At 33.8% G+C, this 19901-nt stretch carries 17 protein-coding genes; 16 read left to right on the forward strand and 1 reads right to left on the reverse strand.

What is annotated here, in order from left to right; all coding sequences use genetic code 11:
* Nucleotides 1–42: 42 nt before the first annotated feature.
* Nucleotides 43–1557: a helix-turn-helix domain-containing protein gene (locus CDIMF43_RS03425; protein WP_109841184.1), complete on the reverse strand. Its 1515-nt coding sequence runs from the start codon at nucleotides 1555–1557 to the stop codon at nucleotides 43–45.
* A gap of 189 nt (nucleotides 1558–1746) precedes the next feature.
* Here CDIMF43_RS03425 and CDIMF43_RS03430 point away from each other — a divergent pair, with 189 nt between their 5' ends.
* The 16 genes from CDIMF43_RS03430 (at nucleotide 1747) to CDIMF43_RS03505 (ending at nucleotide 19896) form a co-directional block, all read left to right on the forward strand.
* Nucleotides 1747–3507, forward strand: coding sequence for an ABC transporter ATP-binding protein (locus CDIMF43_RS03430; protein ID WP_074402225.1), 1761 nt, complete (start codon nucleotides 1747–1749; stop codon nucleotides 3505–3507).
* The gene (locus CDIMF43_RS03435) at nucleotides 3494–5275 is read left to right on the forward strand and encodes an ABC transporter ATP-binding protein (protein WP_109841185.1); all 1782 of its coding nucleotides are present in this window, start codon (nucleotides 3494–3496) and stop codon (nucleotides 5273–5275) included. The genes CDIMF43_RS03430 and CDIMF43_RS03435 overlap by 14 nt, the downstream gene beginning before the upstream one ends.
* Nucleotides 5276–5599: 324 nt before the next feature.
* Nucleotides 5600–8482 carry a pectate lyase-like adhesive domain-containing protein gene (locus tag CDIMF43_RS03440; RefSeq protein WP_109841186.1) on the forward strand — a complete coding sequence of 961 codons (2883 nt, stop codon included), beginning with the start codon at nucleotides 5600–5602 and terminating at the stop codon, nucleotides 8480–8482.
* 11 nt (nucleotides 8483–8493) lie between these two features.
* Entirely contained in the window at nucleotides 8494–8835 is a 342-nt protein-coding gene (locus tag CDIMF43_RS03445; protein WP_074402228.1) for an LPXTG cell wall anchor domain-containing protein, read from the forward strand.
* A 2-nt stretch (nucleotides 8836–8837) separates the two neighbouring features.
* Nucleotides 8838–9605 (forward strand): WxL domain-containing protein, encoded by a 768-nt coding sequence (locus tag CDIMF43_RS03450; protein WP_074402229.1) that lies wholly within the window; start codon nucleotides 8838–8840, stop codon nucleotides 9603–9605.
* Nucleotides 9606–9656: 51 nt separating this feature from the next.
* Nucleotides 9657–10397: a WxL domain-containing protein gene (locus CDIMF43_RS03455; protein ID WP_109841187.1), complete on the forward strand. Its 741-nt coding sequence runs from the start codon at nucleotides 9657–9659 to the stop codon at nucleotides 10395–10397.
* Nucleotides 10398–10475: 78 nt separating this feature from the next.
* Nucleotides 10476–11588, forward strand: coding sequence for a DUF916 and DUF3324 domain-containing protein (locus CDIMF43_RS03460; RefSeq protein WP_109842327.1), 1113 nt, complete (start codon nucleotides 10476–10478; stop codon nucleotides 11586–11588).
* 85 nt (nucleotides 11589–11673) lie between these two features.
* The gene (locus CDIMF43_RS03465) at nucleotides 11674–13143 is read left to right on the forward strand and encodes a helix-turn-helix domain-containing protein (RefSeq protein ID WP_074402231.1); all 1470 of its coding nucleotides are present in this window, start codon (nucleotides 11674–11676) and stop codon (nucleotides 13141–13143) included.
* Nucleotides 13130–13639: a hypothetical protein gene (locus CDIMF43_RS03470; protein WP_074402232.1), complete on the forward strand. Its 510-nt coding sequence runs from the start codon at nucleotides 13130–13132 to the stop codon at nucleotides 13637–13639. Before CDIMF43_RS03465 ends, CDIMF43_RS03470 begins: the two co-directional genes overlap by 14 nt.
* The gene (locus CDIMF43_RS03475) at nucleotides 13636–13869 is read left to right on the forward strand and encodes a hypothetical protein (protein ID WP_034571952.1); all 234 of its coding nucleotides are present in this window, start codon (nucleotides 13636–13638) and stop codon (nucleotides 13867–13869) included. Before CDIMF43_RS03470 ends, CDIMF43_RS03475 begins: the two co-directional genes overlap by 4 nt.
* A 298-nt stretch (nucleotides 13870–14167) precedes the next feature.
* Nucleotides 14168–14923 (forward strand): acyl-[acyl-carrier-protein] thioesterase, encoded by a 756-nt coding sequence (locus CDIMF43_RS03480; RefSeq protein ID WP_074402234.1) that lies wholly within the window; start codon nucleotides 14168–14170, stop codon nucleotides 14921–14923.
* Between the two features lie 21 nt (nucleotides 14924–14944).
* Nucleotides 14945–15874, forward strand: coding sequence for an ROK family protein (locus tag CDIMF43_RS03485; RefSeq protein WP_109841188.1), 930 nt, complete (start codon nucleotides 14945–14947; stop codon nucleotides 15872–15874).
* Nucleotides 15875–16097: 223 nt separating this feature from the next.
* Nucleotides 16098–18122 carry a hypothetical protein gene (locus CDIMF43_RS03490; RefSeq protein ID WP_109841189.1) on the forward strand — a complete coding sequence of 675 codons (2025 nt, stop codon included), beginning with the start codon at nucleotides 16098–16100 and terminating at the stop codon, nucleotides 18120–18122.
* A gap of 1 nt (nucleotide 18123) precedes the next feature.
* Nucleotides 18124–18768 (forward strand): ATP-binding cassette domain-containing protein, encoded by a 645-nt coding sequence (locus CDIMF43_RS03495; RefSeq protein ID WP_109841190.1) that lies wholly within the window; start codon nucleotides 18124–18126, stop codon nucleotides 18766–18768.
* 64 nt (nucleotides 18769–18832) lie between these two features.
* Nucleotides 18833–19261 (forward strand): hypothetical protein, encoded by a 429-nt coding sequence (locus CDIMF43_RS03500; protein ID WP_109841191.1) that lies wholly within the window; start codon nucleotides 18833–18835, stop codon nucleotides 19259–19261.
* Between the two features lie 329 nt (nucleotides 19262–19590).
* Nucleotides 19591–19896, forward strand: coding sequence for a PTS sugar transporter subunit IIB (locus CDIMF43_RS03505; RefSeq protein WP_109841192.1), 306 nt, complete (start codon nucleotides 19591–19593; stop codon nucleotides 19894–19896).
* Nucleotides 19897–19901: the final 5 nt, after the last annotated feature.

Here is a 19901-nt window from a genome sequence, read left to right on the forward strand (position 1 = left end):
AATCAGCAAGAAACTTTCTAAAAAAAGTTTTCTTGCTGATTTTTAATTTGAAAAGGAACGGTTGAATAAATGTTGTTGAATAAAATCAAAAAGACCTTTCCAAATAGTAGGATTGTACATCTCTTCAATATAGAAATACTGTTCATTGGAGATGGTTCCCTCGTAACTGTCGGAAATCACTAAATAAGCTTGATCCATATCGTCTGTAAATCGAATAGTAGACGTTCCGAAAATCGCATTGATTTTATTTTTGATAAGGTACTCGCCTGAGATGTTTTTAGAAAAATGTACTAAAATTGGTAAAGGCTCTACCTCTGCGCTGTTAATAATAAAGTAAATCAACGAAATAACGAGCTGTTTAGAAGAAGCCTCCACCTTGAAGAAGTGATTTTTTTGAAAGAATTGGTCATAAAATGTGAGAATATCCTTTTCTAATAAACTAGAGGAGTTAAGTTGTTTTTTTATTTCATTCAATTGAAAAGGAGAGTTTAAATACTGGGAATGATTGACATTGATGTAACGCATATAAAGATGATAAAAAACGATATAATAAAGGTTCACCATTTTTTTTTGAGAAGTCATCTTCAAGTCAAAATGCTGTTGGACTTCTTCTAAAAAAGTGACACAATAAGCAACGAGATCTGAATTTATCGTTAAAAGATGTTTAGAAATTTGTTCCTTCATCTCATCATTATCAACACTAGCAACTTCGACGCGTGTAAAAAAATTGAAAAATAATCTTTCTTGGTTATCAATTTCCTCAGGCAATTGAGTCCAAGTAGTGGCAATTGAACTTGAAATATCATTCACTTCGGAGATGGCTGTAAGAATTTCAATCAATTCCTCTTCTAATTGAACGTATTCTTTTCTAGAATTCACTCGCCAAAAAGTAATCGTAAGCAAGTAACCAATCTGTGTGGCTTTAGCAGGAGCTAAATTTCCTTTAGGGAATTTCTTATCAATTTCATTTTTGTAGTACAAATCATACATGGATTCAGGTAATCGTTTAAAGGGCCATTCGATGCCTTTAAAAACAGACCAATAGAAATAGGCGAAAAAGAAACGCTGATGGATTTCGCTACCTACAAAATTGGTTGACTGGTTGGAATCAGGTTTGAAAGTTAATTTTAAATGAAAATCGTCAAAAAAAGCGTAAATAGCCTTAAGTTGTCGATATAAATAAGAAGGACTAACATATAAATCATTTGCAATCTCATCGACGGATGTATAGCGTTTCTTATAAAGAGCGGTGATGATTTTAAAGCGAATTGACCCCTTCACGTAATACAAGTTGAGTCGATTCACAATTAGACTTTTATCAAGCTGACTTTCACTTTTATAAGAGTAAGCATTGTTATGATTGATAAGTAAGAAGCTCTGAGAATCAAAGGTTAGGGCTAAATCTTCCTCTAGTTCTTTTAAGTATCGAAAGAGGGCAGATTTTGAAAATTGCAATTGTGTAAGAAGGTCTTTTACAGAAACGAGATTGTCAGAAAAAAAGAGGAGTTTAAAAAGCGCTAATTTTTTTTCAGCCGTTTTATCAATAAAAAATTCCATGGGCCGCTCCTTTATCTAGTGGTATTTACCTTTATTTTGAACCATTATGCCTTATTAAACAACTATTAGCCCTTTTTTGCAAGAATATTAAAGAATTTTCTCCATCAAAAATAAGAAAAATGACCATTCTTTTTTGTATCCGGATACATTAATCTGTTAGTAGTTAATCATACGTGAGGAGGAAACAGAATGGAAAGTGTGAAATGGGTTTGGAAATACGCCAAACAGTATCGCTTACTAACGGTAGTAGCTATTTTTTTAGTCATAGTAACGTCGATTTTAAGTATTGTCTACCCGCTGTTAGGCGGACGAATTGTAGATGTTGTCATTGATCAAGGAAAAACGGACTTGCTCGTGCCGATACTAGGAGTAATGATGGGGGTGGCCTTTCTACGAACGGTATTAAGGTACTGTTATCAAATGATGTTTGAAAAAATTGGGCAAGATTCGTTGTTTCGGATACGTGAAGATTTGTATCAGAAATTACAGGAATTAGACTTTAATTTCTTCAATCAAACAAGAGTGGGCGATATTATGGCTCGGATGACAGGGGATACGGATGCAATTCGCCATTTTGTATCATGGGTTTTTTATAATTTGTTAGAGAACTTATTATTGTTTATTTGTGCAGTGGTAGTAATGGCGACGATTGACTGGCGTTTAATGCTGGCTTTAGTAGCAGTGACACCTATAATCGGGATTTTAACAATGCGAATGGCAAATGAAGCCCAACCCATTTTTTATGAAATTAGAGAAAGTTTTTCAAGATTGAATTCAATGGTAGAAGAAAATATCAGCGGCAATCGTGTTGTTAAAGCTTTTGCGCGGGAAGATTTTGAAATTGATAAATTCAATCAGCACAATGAAGATTTTAAACAACGGAATATGGATTCAGCAGCTGTTTCAAAGCGGTACTTACCACTATTGGATTCGCTAGCGAGTAGTTTAACAATTATTACGTTTGTATTTGGTGGTTATTTGGTTATTATTAATCAAATGACACTTGGGGATTTAGTCGCATTCACAGGTTTTTTATGGATGTTGAATATGCCAATGCGAATGAGTGGTTGGCTCATTAATGATGTCCAACGTTTTATTGCTTCATCCTTCAAAATTCGTGAAATGTTAGGGGCAAAGTCAAGAATTCCAATTCATTCAGAAAATTCAGTTTCGCATTTAGAGGGTTTTGTGGAGTTCGATCACGTATCGTTTCATTTTGACGATGATCCAACGACGGAAGTTTTAAGTGACATTAGTCTAAAAGCTGCACCCGGTCAAACAATTGGGATTTTAGGGGAAACAGGATCTGGTAAATCCACTTTGGTAAATCTGATTGCACGTTTTTATGATCCAACGTCTGGGAAAATTTTAATTGATGGAGTAGACGCTAGGAAGTGGCATGTTCGTGAATTACGCAACCACATCGCCATTGTCATGCAAGATATATTTCTGTTTTCCGATACAATTGGCGACAATATTGCCTTTGGTGTGCCAGATGCAGAGGAGGCGGATATTCAGCGAATGGCACAAATAGCAGATGCCAATCATTTTATTGAAAAAATGCCAGAAGGATACGGCACTATTGTTGGAGAACGAGGAGTTGGGCTATCTGGTGGACAAAAGCAACGAATATCGTTGGCACGGGCATTGATGAAAAATCCTGCTATTTTGATATTAGATGATACGACGTCAGCAGTTGATATGGAAACGGAAACGAAGATTCAAGAGGAGCTTGATGGGATTACAGGAAATAAGACAACCTTTATTATTGCCCATCGGATTTCATCTGTAAAAGATGCGGATGAGATTTTAATCTTGGAACAAGGCAAGATTATTGAACGAGGAACGCACGAATCCTTGTTAGCTAAAAGAGGCTATTATTTTGATGTCTTCAATAAACAATTAGGCAATTTTGATGAAAAGGAGGAAATGACAAATGGCGAGAAATAAATTTGATGTAGATGAAGAATTAGCCCAGGAATTTAATCGAGAAGATTTCAAGCGACTTCTATTTTATGTAAAACCTTATAAAAAACCTATTTATCAAACCTTATTTGTAATTTTAATTGCCAATATTGCCATGATGTTAGGACCTTATTTAAGTAAGATTGTCATTGATGATGTGCTTCCAAATAAAAATGCGACCTTGCTTTTATGGGTTGGATTCGCTTTTCTAGTTTCGGTGATTGTTACAGGTTGGTGTATGTGGTATCGCATTCAATCAATTACGGTGATTGGACAAGATATTTTAAAGGATATGCGTTCGGCTATTTTTGAACATTTACAAAAACTGCCCTTTTCTTATTTCGACAGTCGACCTCACGGGAAAATTTTAATTCGCGTAGTCAATTATATTAATACGTTAAGTGATTTGTTATCCAATGGCTTGATTAATTTAATTTCTGATATTTTAAGTGTGGTAATTACGCTGATTTTTATGTTTGCCATTGATTGGAAATTAACACTATATAGTTTAGTTTTGCTACCAGTCTTGTTTGTATTTGTAATGTTTATTAAAAATAAGCAACGAAAAGCCTATCAAGATTTGAGCAACAAGCAGTCTAATATGAATGCCTATATTCATGAAAGCATTGCAGGGATCAAGGTAACGCAATCCTTTGCTAGAGAAAACGTCAATGATGAAATTTTTTCAGAAGTAAGCAATGAGTATCGGTCTTCATGGATGAAAGCTGTCGGAATTCAATTTTTATTATGGCCAGGAGTGCAAAATATTGCGGTTATTACAACGTCACTTATTTATTATGTAGGGATTCGTGGTATTGGTGTAGAGATTACAACAGGGACATTAATCGCTTTTATTGGCTATGTGAATAATTTTTGGAATCCGGTGATTAATATTGGAAACTTTTATAATTCTCTGATTACAGCGACTGCTTACCTAGAGCGTATTTTTGAAACACTAGATGTGGAGCCAGATATTAAAGACAGTCCAACGGCTATAGAAATGCCGCCGATTAAAGGCGATGTTCTTTTTCGAAATGTAACGTTCCGTTATGAAGCAGGAAAAGACATCTTAAAAAATATTAATTTTCATGTAGAGCCGGGGGAATCCATAGCGTTAGTTGGTCCTACCGGGGCAGGAAAGACAACCGTCATTAATTTACTAAGTCGCTTTTATGATATTAATGAGGGGGAGATTTTAATAGATGGCATCGATTTACGAAAAGTAACGTTGGAATCCTTGCGAAAACAAATGGGCGTGATGCTCCAAGATACTTTTATTTTTTCGGGCACCATTATGGAAAATATTCGTTATGGAAAATTAGATGCTACCGAAGAAGAGGTTATTGCAGCTGCTAAAATTGTTAGAGCCCATGATTTTATTTCAGAATTAAAAGAGGGATATCATACGGCAGTAAAAGAACGAGGCAGTACGCTTTCGGCAGGACAGCGTCAGTTGATTTCATTTGCACGTACGCTACTGGCTGATCCTAAAATTTTAATTCTAGATGAAGCAACCTCCAGCATTGATACGAAAACAGAGACACTTCTACAAAAAGGATTAGAAAAATTACTAGAGGGGCGCACTTCCTTTATTATTGCCCACAGGCTGTCAACCATCAAAAATAGTTCACGTATTTTCTATATTGATCAAGGTAGTGTAATGGAAGCGGGAAGTCATGATGAATTGATGATGGAAAAAGGACCGTATTATGAATTGTATCAATCGCAATTTGATTTACTACAAGAAATATAAAGGGTCTTAAACTACTGAAAAAAATAGAACAAAATTAAAAGAAGGTAACGAGGAGTCAACAGATGAAACCGTTGGCTTCTTTTTCGTTGTTTCTTTTTTACATAACGAAGGTTTTAATCATTTTTCCATATTCTATTAGATAAAATAAACGGTTAAATAACTGCTAGAAAAGCTTTTTTAGCAATCTTTCATCCAATTTTGTTCAAATAACTTTGAGAAAATTGAGAAAAAAATGGACAAAAGCATCTGCCTTTTTTGCTATTCTTGATAGGTAAGGGGGGAGCGCAATAAGTAATAAAATATGGAGGAAAGGAGGACACCAAAATGAAATTAAAACAGTACTATAAAGCAGTAGTGAGTGCAATAGTGCTTCTTTCTTTAATTACTAGTGGATTATCCATCCAGCAATTAAAGAAAGATCCAAGCGTTAAAGCGATGGACTCAACAAATGCTGAATCACAGTATGTAAAAATAGAACAAGCCACACAATCTTCAATACCCAATCAAGTCGATGTTTTAGTTACATTTAGCCCCTATTTAACAGAAGAAATTCGTCTGCCTGTACCTGAAGGGCTAGCTTATCAAGAAACAGTAGCTTCCTTGCAAAGCGAAAATAAAGTGTCAATGGATCTAGCAAAGAATGAATTGATTATTCAACCATTTGAAAAAACAACTCAATCTAACCAAGAGCCATCATCTGAATTAGACATGAATGAAAATCTCCCAGTAGTTACTGATTTTCAAGAACAATCAGTCCTTGTTAGCTTTACAGTGAAACAGACTGGAGCGTATACGTTAAAAGCAATCACCTCTTACGAAGATTCAATTATCTATTCAGATGAGTTGCCTTTAAAGCTACCTACAGCCAGTAATTTAGAAACACCAGAAACCGACTTAAACCAGTTATCAAAGGAGCAAGAAACAGACGCTCAAGTTAGAGAAGAAGACGAACCCGTTGCTAGTCAATCAAGGATGATGGCACGAGCAGCAGGCGAAGTTGAAGTAACCACATGGGCAGAATTTAAAGCAGCTTATGATGAGCCTATAACAACTAAGATCATAATGAAAAATGAAATTACAGCAAGTAGCGCAACTGCTTTTAGAACAACTCCCATTGAAATTGATGGAGGAGGCTTTCTTTTAGAGATGCGTAATTATGATTTAAGAGTCAATAATCCAAGTGTGGCAGGATCCGTTTTTCATATTCACGATATGATTATGAGCAACAACGCATACAATGAAGCATTTGTGAATAGTGGCTATGGTTCAGCCAATACAAGAAACTGGAAATTCAGACTTGGAAATATTGTAACAAAAGCCAATGTGCAACGTGTTATCAGAGCCTATCATGCTGAGGTTACGATGTATGGAAATAATAATCTCGACACCAGAGCTGAAAACTTTTATGTGGGAAGTATGGTTATTGAACCAGGGACAAAATACATTGGAAACGTAAATTATTATAACTTCTCAGTTATTTGGTTTGTAGAGAATTCTAGTGCAGGTGAAACAGGAGCAAGTCAAGAATTTACAATTGGTGAAGGGGCCAATGTGAAATTAGGGCAAACTCAAACTGGAACTGCCTATCCAGCGGTTTATCAATATTATAAGAGTATGACAATTGGCGAGAATGCTGTTTTCAATGTAAATATGCCAGGAAATGCCGTTCGTTTTGACTTATCTGGCAGTACCTTTACTGCTAAAAAAGGGTCTATTACGAACTTAACTAGTAAATTAGCATCTGGTGCAGTAGTAAACTTTAATGCAAGTAATAGTGTATTTAAAGTTGAAGAAGGAGCCTATTTCTACACAATTGGTGTAAGTTCGGTACCACTAGTGAATATTGCTTCGGGTAGTAATAATGTATTTGATTTAAGTAAACCTGCCCAATACGATATTCGAAATTTAGGTACATCTTCAGCGGTTGGAATAACAGGAGCGGCTAATAAATTATCGATTTCAGATTCCGATATTGACTTATGGAATATGGGAGTAGATGTCTTAGGCCCGTCTTCCTTAACGTATGCGTTAGTTGGCAATTTAACAGCAACAGGTCCAGCAAACACACAAGTCGTTACCTCAACAGAGCCTGCTTTACAAACGAACTTTAGAACCAATAAGTTCCGCCGTATTTCAGGGATGAATCAAAATCCAATTGTAGAGCTTTCACCGGTAACAGATGCCAACCTAACTGTAAAAGGTCGTGTACAAATTGGAACGGTTCCCGATAATAATGGTTCAGATGAGGATGGAAACATCACTTATATTCCTGTATATGCCTCAGCAGGTCAAGCTAAAGTTACAGTTACAGCGGATGATGGATCGCTTGTCCAAAAAGACTTAGTAACTGATAAAGATGGGTACATTAGTTACAAAGTTTCTAGTTTTTATAAGGCAGGAACGACATTATCTGCGACTGCAGTAAGAGGTCCTTACCTTAGCGAAGAACCTGGAACAACGGTTGTATCTGATGTAACGCCACCAAAGCCAGCAGAATTGACTGGGAAATTTACGATTGCAAGTAAAAAAATTAAGGGAATCAACGGAGAACCAGGTGCAACTGTAACCTATACCATTAATGGTGTAGATGCCAAAATTGATGGAACAATCATTTCAGCGATTGTTCAACCCGATGGGACGTGGGAAATTCCAACACCTGGACCTCGGTTAACAATAGGGGACAAGGTTCAGATTTTCTTAACGGATACGATTGGAAATAAAAATCCAGTTACTCAAAAAACGCTCTATGATGCGATCTTCCCACCAGCAACAACAGTGACAGTGGCAGACGGAGAACTTTCGTTTATTAGTGCACCAAAGGATATTTCATTTGGAGAGGAACTGCCGCTAGGAGCTAAGACAACGCAATATCCTATAGCAGGTATGGATGGTGACTTAGTTGTTGAGGATACAAGAGCCGACAAGTTAAGTTGGACACTGACAGCTAAAATGGATCGCGTGTTAACCAGCGCGACGAATAAAACATTGCCACAGGCGGTAAGGTATTCAAAAGCCGGAAATCAGCAAATATTGGGAACCTCTGCGATTACAATTTATGAAAATACAAATGTGGATGATGATCCTGTTTCAATCACCAATGGTTGGATCCCTAATGGAGATGGCCTATCCTTATCAATAGATGCAGGTGAAGCTTATCCAGAAGAGTACACAGGCTCCATCACTTGGACGTTACAAGATACCCCATAAGGAGGAAGAATATGAGCACTTTAAGAAAAAGTTTCATCTTTTCAGTTGTGATTCTGTTCAGTATTCTTCCCTTTAAAGAGGTACTTGCAGAATCAAATCAAGGTTATCAATCTACTGGTGAAATCAGTTTTTACGGGACCTATGAGTACCCAAGTGATAAACCAGATAGTAAGCCAATACCAGTAACACCTGTACCTAATGGCACTTTGCCAACAACTAGCGGTACAACAACACCTCACTTAAACCGATTGCCACAAACAGGGGAGTCTTCAAGTCAACAGAGTTTGTTAGTGGGTTTTATCTTTTTAGTAGGTAGCATATTCATTTATAAAAAAACAATTTGGGGGAAATAAAAATGAAATTAACTAAACTAATCGCAACATCTGCAATCGTATTAACCGCATTAAGCACCACGTCAGTAGCTTTAGCAGCTGATGGAGGAGTATACAAATCAACAGGTTCAGTAGAATTTGTACCAAATGACGGCATTACACCACCAGTTGATCCAACAGATCCAGGAAAAGAAGTAACGCCAACTGATCCAGACGGTGAAAAACCAAATCCAGGAACAGCGGGACCATTAAGTATTGATTATGCATCAAGCCTAAGCTTTGGTCAAAATAAAATCACCAACAAAGATGTGACTTACTTTGCTGAGCCACAAAAATTAGATGATGGAACAACAAGAGAAAACTTTGTTCAAGTGACAGATACTCGTGGAACAAATGGTGGTTGGACGTTAACTGTGAAACAAGAAGGTCAATTAAAAAATGCAACAACAACGAATAAAGAATTAGTCGGAGCTGTTCTTTCATTTACAAGTGGACGAGCAGTTAGTGCAGCAACAACTATCACTGCGCCAATCGTTAAAGATGTTGTCTTAAACCCAACGGGAGAAGCTTCAACTGTAATGAGCGCAGCACCAGGCGCAGGATCATTAACATGGTTAGATGTTTTTGGAACACTTGAGGATACAGAAGTGAATGGCGAAACCGTTCAAAAAAATAAAGCCATCACCTTATCTATTCCAGGAACAACTCCAAAAGATGCTGTTAAATATTCAACAGACTTAACTTGGACATTAAGTGATGTTCCAGCAAACACACCAGAAGAAAATGCCTAATATTTTTATCAATTAAGCACTAAAAAAAATGAAACTAAAGGGGAAATAAAAATGAAAAAACAACCAATCTTAACTGCTGGGGCAGTAGCATTAGTAGCACTAACAATCGGAGGAACAGCATCAGCAGCAACTGCTGGTACCTATAAATCAAACGCCAAAGTAAAATTTGTGCAAGATACGTCAATTACACCACCCGTTGATCCAACGGACCCAGGAAGCGAAGTAACACCAGTTGACCCAGATGGCACAAACCCTGATCCAGGAACAGCAGGACCCTTAAGTATTGACTTTGCGTCATCATTTGGATTTGATGAACAAAAAATTACAACTAAAGATGAAGTGTACAATGCAAAAGCGCAAATCTTGTCTGATGGAACATTCCGTCCAAATTATTTGCAAGTAACAGATAAACGTGGGGGCGCGAATGGTTGGACTGTTCAAGTAAAACAAGATACACAATTTGCTTCAGCAAGTGGTACCTTAGACGGCGCACTAATTTCTGTTAAAAATGGACAAGTTGATTCAATTTCAACTTCAACAGTTCCTTCATTAGTAAATAAAAGCTTTGATTTAACAATTGATGAAGACGGAGCAGGTGTTTCTCAAAATATCGTTGGAGCTAAAACAGGAGAAGGTGCTGGAACATGGGTTTATCGTTTTGGTGATGATACAAATAAAGAGACAAGCGTAACATTAGCTGTACCAGGAAGCACAACTAAATACGCAGAAGAATACACAACAGAATTAACATGGACATTAGCAGATGTTCCACATGTAGAAACACAACCATAAAAACTAAACTATCGTTGAATCGCATCGGCAAAAATGTCGATGCTTTTCAACTAATGATTGAAAAGAGGTTTACTAATGATGAAAAAAAAATTAATGACACTATTCATGCTGATTCCTATCCTAGCAACAAGTGTATTCCAGTTGCCAACAATCACCCACGCATCAGAGCTAAATTTTGCAGTGGAAGCCGTAATACCAGAGAACCAAAGAGATAAAACAAAAACCTATTTTGATTTAAGAGTGGAACCAAGTACAGAACAAACAATTGAAGTAAACTTAAGAAATGACACCAATGCCGACGTAACAGTAGAACCCAGTGTAAATACAGCTACTACTAATTTAAATGGTGTGGTAGAGTATGGTGCCACAAAAGCAAAAAAAGACAGTACCTTACCTGTCAATTTAACCGATATCGTTACGGTACAAAAAGAAGTGACGATTCCTGCCAATAATTCAGTCAAAGTTCCTTTAACGATTAAAATGCCTGCTACAAAATTTGATGGTGTTTTAGCTGGAGGAATTACAATCAAAGAAAAAGATGTCGCAACAGATAAAAAAGAATCTGATAGCCAAGGGTTAGCGATTAATAATAAATATGCGTACGTGGTGGCTTTAATTTTAAATCAAACGGATAAAGAAGTTGCACCTAAATTAGTTTTAAATGAGGTAAAGCCAGCACAAGTTAATGCTCGAAATGTCATCAATGCAAATTTACAAAATACACAAGCAGCTTATGTAAATGCACTAGATGTAGTTGCTAAAGTCACAAAAAAAGGCAGCAGTGAAGTATTGTACGAAAGCTCTAAAAAGAATATGCAAATGGCACCCAATTCGAACTTTAATTACCCAATTTCATTAAACGGAAAAAAACTAGAAGCAGGGGACTATACGCTTTCAATAAAAGCTGATGCCAAAGAAGGCAATTGGTCATTTACTAAAAATTTTACTATCAAAGCAGAGGATGCCAAAAAATACAATCAAGCTGATGTATCGATTAAAAAAGACAATACTTGGATGTATCTTGTCATTGGACTTTTATTGTTAGTGATTGTGGCTTTGATTATTTTCTTTTTGATTCGTAATAAAAAGAAGAAAAAAGAAGAAGAAAGACGTAAAAAAGCAGCACGTTTAAGAAAAAGAAAAGCTCAAAGAAAAAAACAAGCGAATGAAATCAAAAAAGCTAAAGAATAGTTGATGAAATCCCCCACAAGAAAACGAATGATGTATTCAATAATAAGAGAGACAACTATCAACTAAGAAGGGAGTGGAAAAGGGGATGTCGATATTTTTATCAAAAGCAGATACCCGAAAACTACTCTTACTTCATATTATTGAAGAAAGTTTTCAACAACAAATTACAATTTCGGAACTAAAAAAAAGAATGGAAGTTTCTGAATTTATTGTAATTAGCGCATATGAAGAGTTAAAAGAAGACATTAAGAATTATCGTTTAAGCGATCAAATTGCCATTCAAAAATTCAATAAAATTCTTAAGATAAAAAGAACAATGAATTTTTCAAGTAAATCACTTAGAAGTATTTACATTCAACGTTCCTTGAATTTTCAAATTATTGAAGATATTTTTGAAGAAAAATTTAGCAATCCAAGCGATTACGCAGAGCGCTTTTACATTAGTCGAACAAAAGTATATACACAAATTACAGGGATAAAAAAACAGTTAAAAAAATATGAGCTAACACTCTCTAGTCAGTTTAAAATTTTAGGAGATGAACGAGGGATACGCATGTATTTTTATAATTTGTACCAATCTTGCTATGGGGGGCAAAAAATTCCTTTTCCTAAAAAAATAAGAGGTCAAATTGATTTATTTCTTAAAGAAATTCAAAAGAGAAGTGCTATTCAATTGTCTCAAACGAGTAAAGAGAAACTACGCTTCTTTATTGGAATTAGTTTACAACGAATACAACGTAAAAAAGGGATTAAGAATCGAATGACGTTGACGACGATTATAGATTTTAAAGAAATGAATCAAGTCGTTTTAGAAGCAGCAGAAAATGCGTTTAACCAGAAAATAGAAACAAAAGAAATTGAAGTGTTGACTTATTTTATTTTAAATTTAGATGAATTCAACCAGTTTTTAGCATTAGAAGATGGAAAGCCAGATGACTTGACGGATTATTTTTTAACAGAATTTGAAGCACATTTTGAAAACCGAGTGGATCAACACTTAAAAGAAAAAATCACCACTTATTTAAGAAGAATCCATTATATGATTTTAAATTTTAATTATTTGCAAAATGAATTAGATCAACCGATTCAAGCGCGATTTGTTGAAGAAAATTATCCAGAAGTGCTTGTATTTTGTTCTTCTTTAATTCGGAATACACCGAAGACCAAAAAATATCAACTAATTAAAGCAAATAATATTTTCTTGTTTAACCATTATATTTTCTTATTGATTGATCTTTTACCCCCTTCTTTTTTTGCTACCCCGATTAAGGTTTGTGTCGATTTTTCATTGGGTGAGAATTACAATAAATTTATTACAAGGAACATTCAATCTTTTGACTTTATCAATATTGAAGTGACTAATCGTTTGACGTCGGATACCGATATTTTATTATGTGACTACACAATCAATGACTCTAGAAATGAAGAAATGCAAGTGATTGTTTGGAACGCACCACCTACTACTAGTGATTGGGCGAATTTTGGAGATTGTATTTCAACTCTAAGAAGTGAAAAGAAACAAGAAGGGAAGTTTGAAGCATATGAAGTATCCTAAACAAAATAACTATTTGCGCTCATGCTTGCTCTTTGGCTCGTTGTTTTCTTTTAATATTTTTTTAGATTTGAATGTAGACCCAGAAGTTCATGCAGAAACAGGCGTTTATTTGTATCAAGTTGATGGAATTAGCCAAACAGTAGAACAAACGCTACCGGTAGATCCAATGAATCCTAATAATACGGTAGAGCCTTTGCCACCAGAATATTCGCCTAGAACAGACCAAAAGGAAGAAATAGAATACTTCTCTGTTTCGCCACCGAATGGGAAAAAAGCCATTCTCATTGATTCATTAAAGGTACAAAAGGTTAAACAAAAAACGCCATTAACAGAATTAAACCCATTAATATTAAACGTAGTAAGCGAAGTGAATAACGGGGGAGGTTTTGGAGCCGATGACTCCAAGCGTTCCTATTTATCCGAAATGTACCTATCATTAACAGGCTCACTGCTCTACGGGGAAGCAGTTGACTTTAAAAAGGAGTATTTATTATGAAAAAGATTGAAGATTATTGGAATGATGTGCTGATTTATTCCGTTGTATTTACTACCATAGAAGAAAGAATGATTAGTAAAATCTTAATTTTTCCAATGGATTACACCATGGAGGATATTCATACATCAATCATGACAAATTTTGAAAATATCAAGTGTGTCGATAGTGTTGATGAATATATGTTTGGAATGGCGTTGAAAAATAAAACCATAGGGAAATCTGCATGTTAAGAGTTAATAAAAAAGTACCTATTTTTTTAGTATACGATAATCAAAAAAAATAAACCCATTCAAGGTATGTTGTACTTTGAATGGGTTTATTTTGAAGTTATTAAAAGGATTTATTATTTGCTTCGTTTTGTTTCCAAAAGGGAACTAAAAAGTAGAATCAGGGAGACTTACTTAAACAAGATTGAAAAAATTAAATTTATCGAAAATCAATGACTAATTTAGCGAAATAGTCCCTATTTTTTGCAATATGTGATAGGCTAAAAGAAGAAATCAAATGGAAGCAAAGTGAGGATACAAAATGAGTGGACTAATTTATCAAAAAGAGCATCGAGTGAAATACTATGAGTGTGATGCAACCAAACAAATCAGCATTCCAATGTTGTTAAATATTATGCTCTATGTTTCAGGTGAGCAGAGTTACAAATTAGGCGTAGGAGATGCGGTTCTCTTAGAAAAGGGATTATCATGGATTATTTTACAAAATGATATTCACATTCAGCGACTGCCTGAAGCAGGGGAAACCATCACGATTACAACACAAGCATTAAGTTACAACAAATTGTTTACCTATCGGGAATTCAAAGCATTTGATGAGACGGGTGAGCTATGTGTTCAAGTTCATTGTACGTTTGCTTTAATGGATTTTGCTGCTAGAAAAATGGCACGAATTGCAGAAGATGTTGTGGCACCTTATCAAGTAGAAGCATCTAAAAAATTAATCCGAACGCCAAAACCTGAAAAAGTTGATTTAGAAAAAGCTGCAACAATTGATTATCGTGTGCGTTATTTAGATATTGATGCCAATCAACATGTAAATAATTCCAAGTATTTAGATTGGTTTTTAGATTCATTAGGGTTGGATTTTATCAAAACGCATCGTATCAAATCATTAAATGTCAAATATGAAAAAGAAGTAGCCTATGGTAATATGGTGCAAAGCAAGGTTAGCCTTAGCACCCAAGAAGATGGCAGCATTATATCCGCACATCAAATCGTAAACCATGACGTTCTTTCATGCGAAGCAAGTATGGTATGGGAACCTCTAAACGAATAAATAAAGAAAGAAGGAAATAGCATGGCTCTTTTAGTAGTAGATATTGGCGGTTCAGCCGTAAAATACGCCGTTTGGGATCAAAATGAATTAAAAGAAAAAGATGAATTTCCCACACCGTTAACGCGAGGTAGTTTTTTTGATTTATTAAATGAAGCAAAAGATAAGCTAGCCGATACCTATTCTTTTGATGGTGTGGCTATCAGCACACCAGGTGATGTAGATGAAGAGGCTGGATTGATACGTGGAACGAGTGCAGTTCCTTTTCTACATCTAATTCCAATAAAAGAGTCACTTTCAGAGGCACTCGGTTTACCTGTGAGTATGGAAAATGACGCCAATTGTGCGGCAATTGCTGAAATGAAAGAAGGAATTGGCAAAGGCTATACACATCCACTTTTTGTTATTATTGGAACTGGCGTAGGAATTGCAATTGTTGAAAATGGCGAAGTTCTTCGTAAGCAAGAGCTTAAATTAGATGAGCTAGATAAAACCATCGCCCAACAGCTAGCAGCTCTTAAAACACCAAAAGCATCACCAGTTAGCTTAGGAAAAAGGGTCGCATTAAAGAAATTCCAAATGCCTTCTTCAATTGAAGGAAAGGAAGTTTTTGATTTAGCCAAAGAAGGCGATGAGGTAGCTGTCAATGAACTTCAAGCAATGTATGATAGTTTGGCTCAAATTATGGTGACTTTAAATAGTGCCTTTGAACCGGAATTTATTGGAATCGGTGGCGGAGTCAGTAACAATGATGAATTTGTGCCAGGAATTGAAAAAGCGATGGAAAAATTGGTTTCAGAAGACACGGAATTACTAGGATGGTTTCAAAAACTATTCAAAAAAGAGTCTTCGCAAGTAAGGGCAGCTATTCCAACTCTTAAAGTATGTGAATTTAAGAATGATGCGAACTTACTAGGAGCTGTGATTCACTATAAAGAAATGAATCAAGTCTAGTTAATTATTAAAAATATAAAAATTACTTAATGAATTCAAAAAACTAAATGAAATAGAACTAGATAACTCATAGTTACCAGTATTGAACTGGGCGGTGTTGTCTAGTTTTTTTTGTTTTTATTCATAAATAAAAAATAGATAAGTTGTTTCATTATATGCTTAGATGTGTTTTAATAATATATATAATTGTTTGATAGTTTCAAATAACTAGGGAGGCGAATGAATGAACAAAAACATACTAAAATTTTTAATCATAGGCCTATACATATTTTTACTTATTTGTATTGTGTTAGGAAGGAATAAAAAAAATACTGATGAAATTACTATGAATAATTTTAACTATACTAACAACTATTCAGCATTGTCAATCCCAGATAAAATAAACAATGAAGAAGATTATTTAAAAGTTATTGCTATTTTAGATGAAATTAGTCTTAAATATGATACGTCATATTTAAAAAAAATAACGGATTATAGCTACAATAAAGTAAATGATAAAATTGATTATTCCTCAGATCAAACCAATATTTATTTTTATTTCTCAAACAGTAGCAAAATAGAAAAACAATCAAATGCTTATAATAATGCAACATTTTACATCTCTACTATAAAAAAATCAGTTGAAAATAAAGAATATGAGGGAACTTTCTTTATTGATTTAAATGATGAACCACTTTATTTAGAGGCGATGGAGTTGTTTAAAAATAAGTACAATATGATTTTTGATAAGCAATATAAAATTGATCAGTTTGTTAATTTTGATAATAATAAAGTAGATGAGTTAATCCTATCGCCACTTACTAATTTAAGTAATTACTTAGTGATTGGAGCCGTAACTTTAATAATAATTTTGTTTTTATGGTTGATGGTAGCAAGTCCTGAAATTGCGGTCTATAAAATGAATGGATATTCAATACATCGAATTGCTCACACCATGATCTTAGATCAGCTAGTCATAGTTACTATTTCAACGATTGTAATTACTTTTTTTGCAAAACTTTTAAGTTATGAAATTGTCTCTTGTTTAGTTTATATGATAGTCTTATTTTTAATTATTACGTTGGTAACCTATATTAGTATTTATTATTCAATTAAAGTAAGTGCGGTTACAAGTCTTAATAAAAAATCATTTATTACAGAAAAATCATTTGTTGGCGTATTTGTTGTAAAAGCATTGTTACTTACATTTATAATTAGTTCTGTAATTCCACTTGCTGAGGTGTTATATTATTCAACAAAAGCACAAAATACTGAAAATGATAGTGCTGATTATTCTATTTTATATCCTATTTATTTAGGGAAAAATTATAGTGATTTTGTTTATAGTTCTGAATTTACAATAGATATTGACGATGCAATTTATCACTATTTAAATGAACAGGGAGCACTATTGGTTAATGATGTTCAATATCAAACTAAAGAGAATGAATATTTTTATAGAAGCATTTTTGTTAATCCTAATTATCTAACTAAGTTTCCAATATTGGATACTCAAAATAAAATTATTGATATTCAAGAATCAGAAAAAAATAGGATGATACTAGTGCCTGAAAAATATAAAAATCAAGAATCAAAAATTAGAGAAATGTATTCTTTAAAGGAGTATTCATATTTAAATTCAGAATTTTCAATTGTGTGGATTAAAAATAACCAAAAAATAAAAACATTCAACCCTGACCAACCATCCATTTCTGATGTAATTGTTTTAGATGTTCTAACTGAAAATAATAGTCATGCACTTGAAAGGCAATTGTCTAAAGGTGATGATTCATCACCTTTAAAGATTCCAAATAATGAACATATAAAACAATACATGCTAGCCTTATTAAAAGAAAATAACTTAAGTGACAATTTACCTTCATTAGTTCCAATAAGTGATATAAGTTTAGTTAAAATTCAATTAAGTCTTGGAAGTGTTAAGAGTAAAAGCTTAGAAGTTTTTATATCTACAATTGTTATGGTTGTCATTATTAGTTATTTAACAATATTCTATTTTAAAATCAACAAAAAAATAATTGTTTTAAAAAGAGTAAATGGTTTTTCCGTGCTAGCAACTTATAGAAACTATTTTTTATTATTAATTGCGCAATATGTAGTTTTGGAGTTTTTTAAAGTAGCAAAAATCATTAATTATGAAATGTTCAATGTTGTTATAATTATTTATTTATTAATTGAATTTTTAATTACAATGACAATGTTGCTGTATTTAGAACGAAAAAATAAAGTGAGTATTTTAGAGGGAGAATAAAATGAATAAGAATGTAATTGAACTTAGAAATATGGGGAAACGCATCAAAAATAAAACCATTTTTGAAGGTATTAACTTTTCTATCCCCTCACAAACAATCACGACGATTTTTGGAGAAAGTGGTTCTGGTAAATCAACACTGTTGAATATAATGGGATTGATAGACAATTATAATGAAGGAGACTATCTTTTGTTTGGAGAAAAATCACCTGCAATAAATTCAAGAAAAGCTTTACTTGATAAGCGTTTTAGACTATCTTATCTATTTCAGAACTTTGGTTTATTGGAAAATCAAACAATTGATTACAATTTGAATATTGGATTACAGTATACTAAACTAACGAAAAAAGAATCAATGGATAAAAAGAAAGAGGCTATGGAGAAAGTACATCTAAATACGAAGTTGTCCACCAAAATATATCAATTATCTGGGGGTGAAAAACAACGTGTAGCTCTAGCGCGAACGATTATAAAGCCCAGTCAATTAATCTTTGCTGATGAGCCTACGGGATCTTTAGATTCAGTAAATAGAGATTTAATTTTTGAATTATTGACAGAACAAAAGAAAGAGGGCAAAACAATTATTTTGGTTTCTCATGATAAAGATATTTTAAAAAAAAGTGATATTCAAATTTTTTTAAAATAAAATAACACATTTACTTTTATTTTAACGAATGTTATAATATGTTTAATTAAGAAGGGGGAAAATTATGAATAAAAAAATTTTATTATTATTATCTATCATGGTAGTTACATTATCAATGCCAGCTGTACAAACAAATGCAGCTGAATTATTAACGTCGATAGCAGATAAAAAAGAAGGTTTTATTAGTTTTGATAAAGATGGTACTATTATCAATTCCAGTCTTCCAGTGAAAAAAGAAAGTATTAATACGAGAGTAGCTCAAAATCTTAGTGGTGGACGTTGGGTATATTATTCTAACCTGGCTAATTGGGGAACTCAAAAAATAGGTAATTCTAATTATATTAATTATACTAGATATCATGGATCTAAAGCTAAAGTCGGATCAAAGGTTGGAATTGCATCTGCTGGAGCTAATTCATACTCATATGCTAGTGCAAAAGGAAATTCAAGAGATACATTTAGTTGTTGGTACAATCCAAATGGTGGTTATTAGTTATAAACAGTATAAATAAAAATAACCTCTAAAAAGTTAGATATATTTGAAACGATTTTTTAGGCTGTATTGCTAATCGTTATGGCTTGTTCGATAAAATTTTATTTTTTTTAACAGTAATGAGAATTACCAAAACACATATCTATATAACTGAGCAACGAATGTATTATTTTTAATTGAATAAATTAGATTTTAACATAAATATTAGAGCGCTAGTTTAACTTGCTCTAGTATTTTTTTGTTTTCCGCACACTAGGAAAGAAATTGATTCGTTTCTAAAAAAATAATAGAGTATGCTGTAACTATCAAATAAAAGGAGTTGGTTGTAAATGAAAACGGTTTTATTAATATGTGGTGGTGGTGCATCAAGTGGCTTTATGGCAGCTAATATGCGAAAAGCAGCTAAAAAAAGAGGTGCAGAAGTTGCCATTTTAGCAAGAAGTGAATCAGAATTGGATGACTATATTGAAAAAATTGATGTGTTATTGATTGGCCCGCATTTAGCTTATATTGAAAATGAGGTTAAAGAAAGAATTGTTCAATCTGGTCGAGATATTTTAGTGAAGGTAATTCCACAAAAAGTTTATGGCATGATGAATGGCAATGAAGCACTGGATTTATTAAATCAAGAATAAAAGGA

This window comes from Carnobacterium divergens (assembly GCF_900258435.1).
GTDB classification, from domain to species: domain Bacteria; phylum Bacillota; class Bacilli; order Lactobacillales; family Carnobacteriaceae; genus Carnobacterium; species Carnobacterium divergens_A.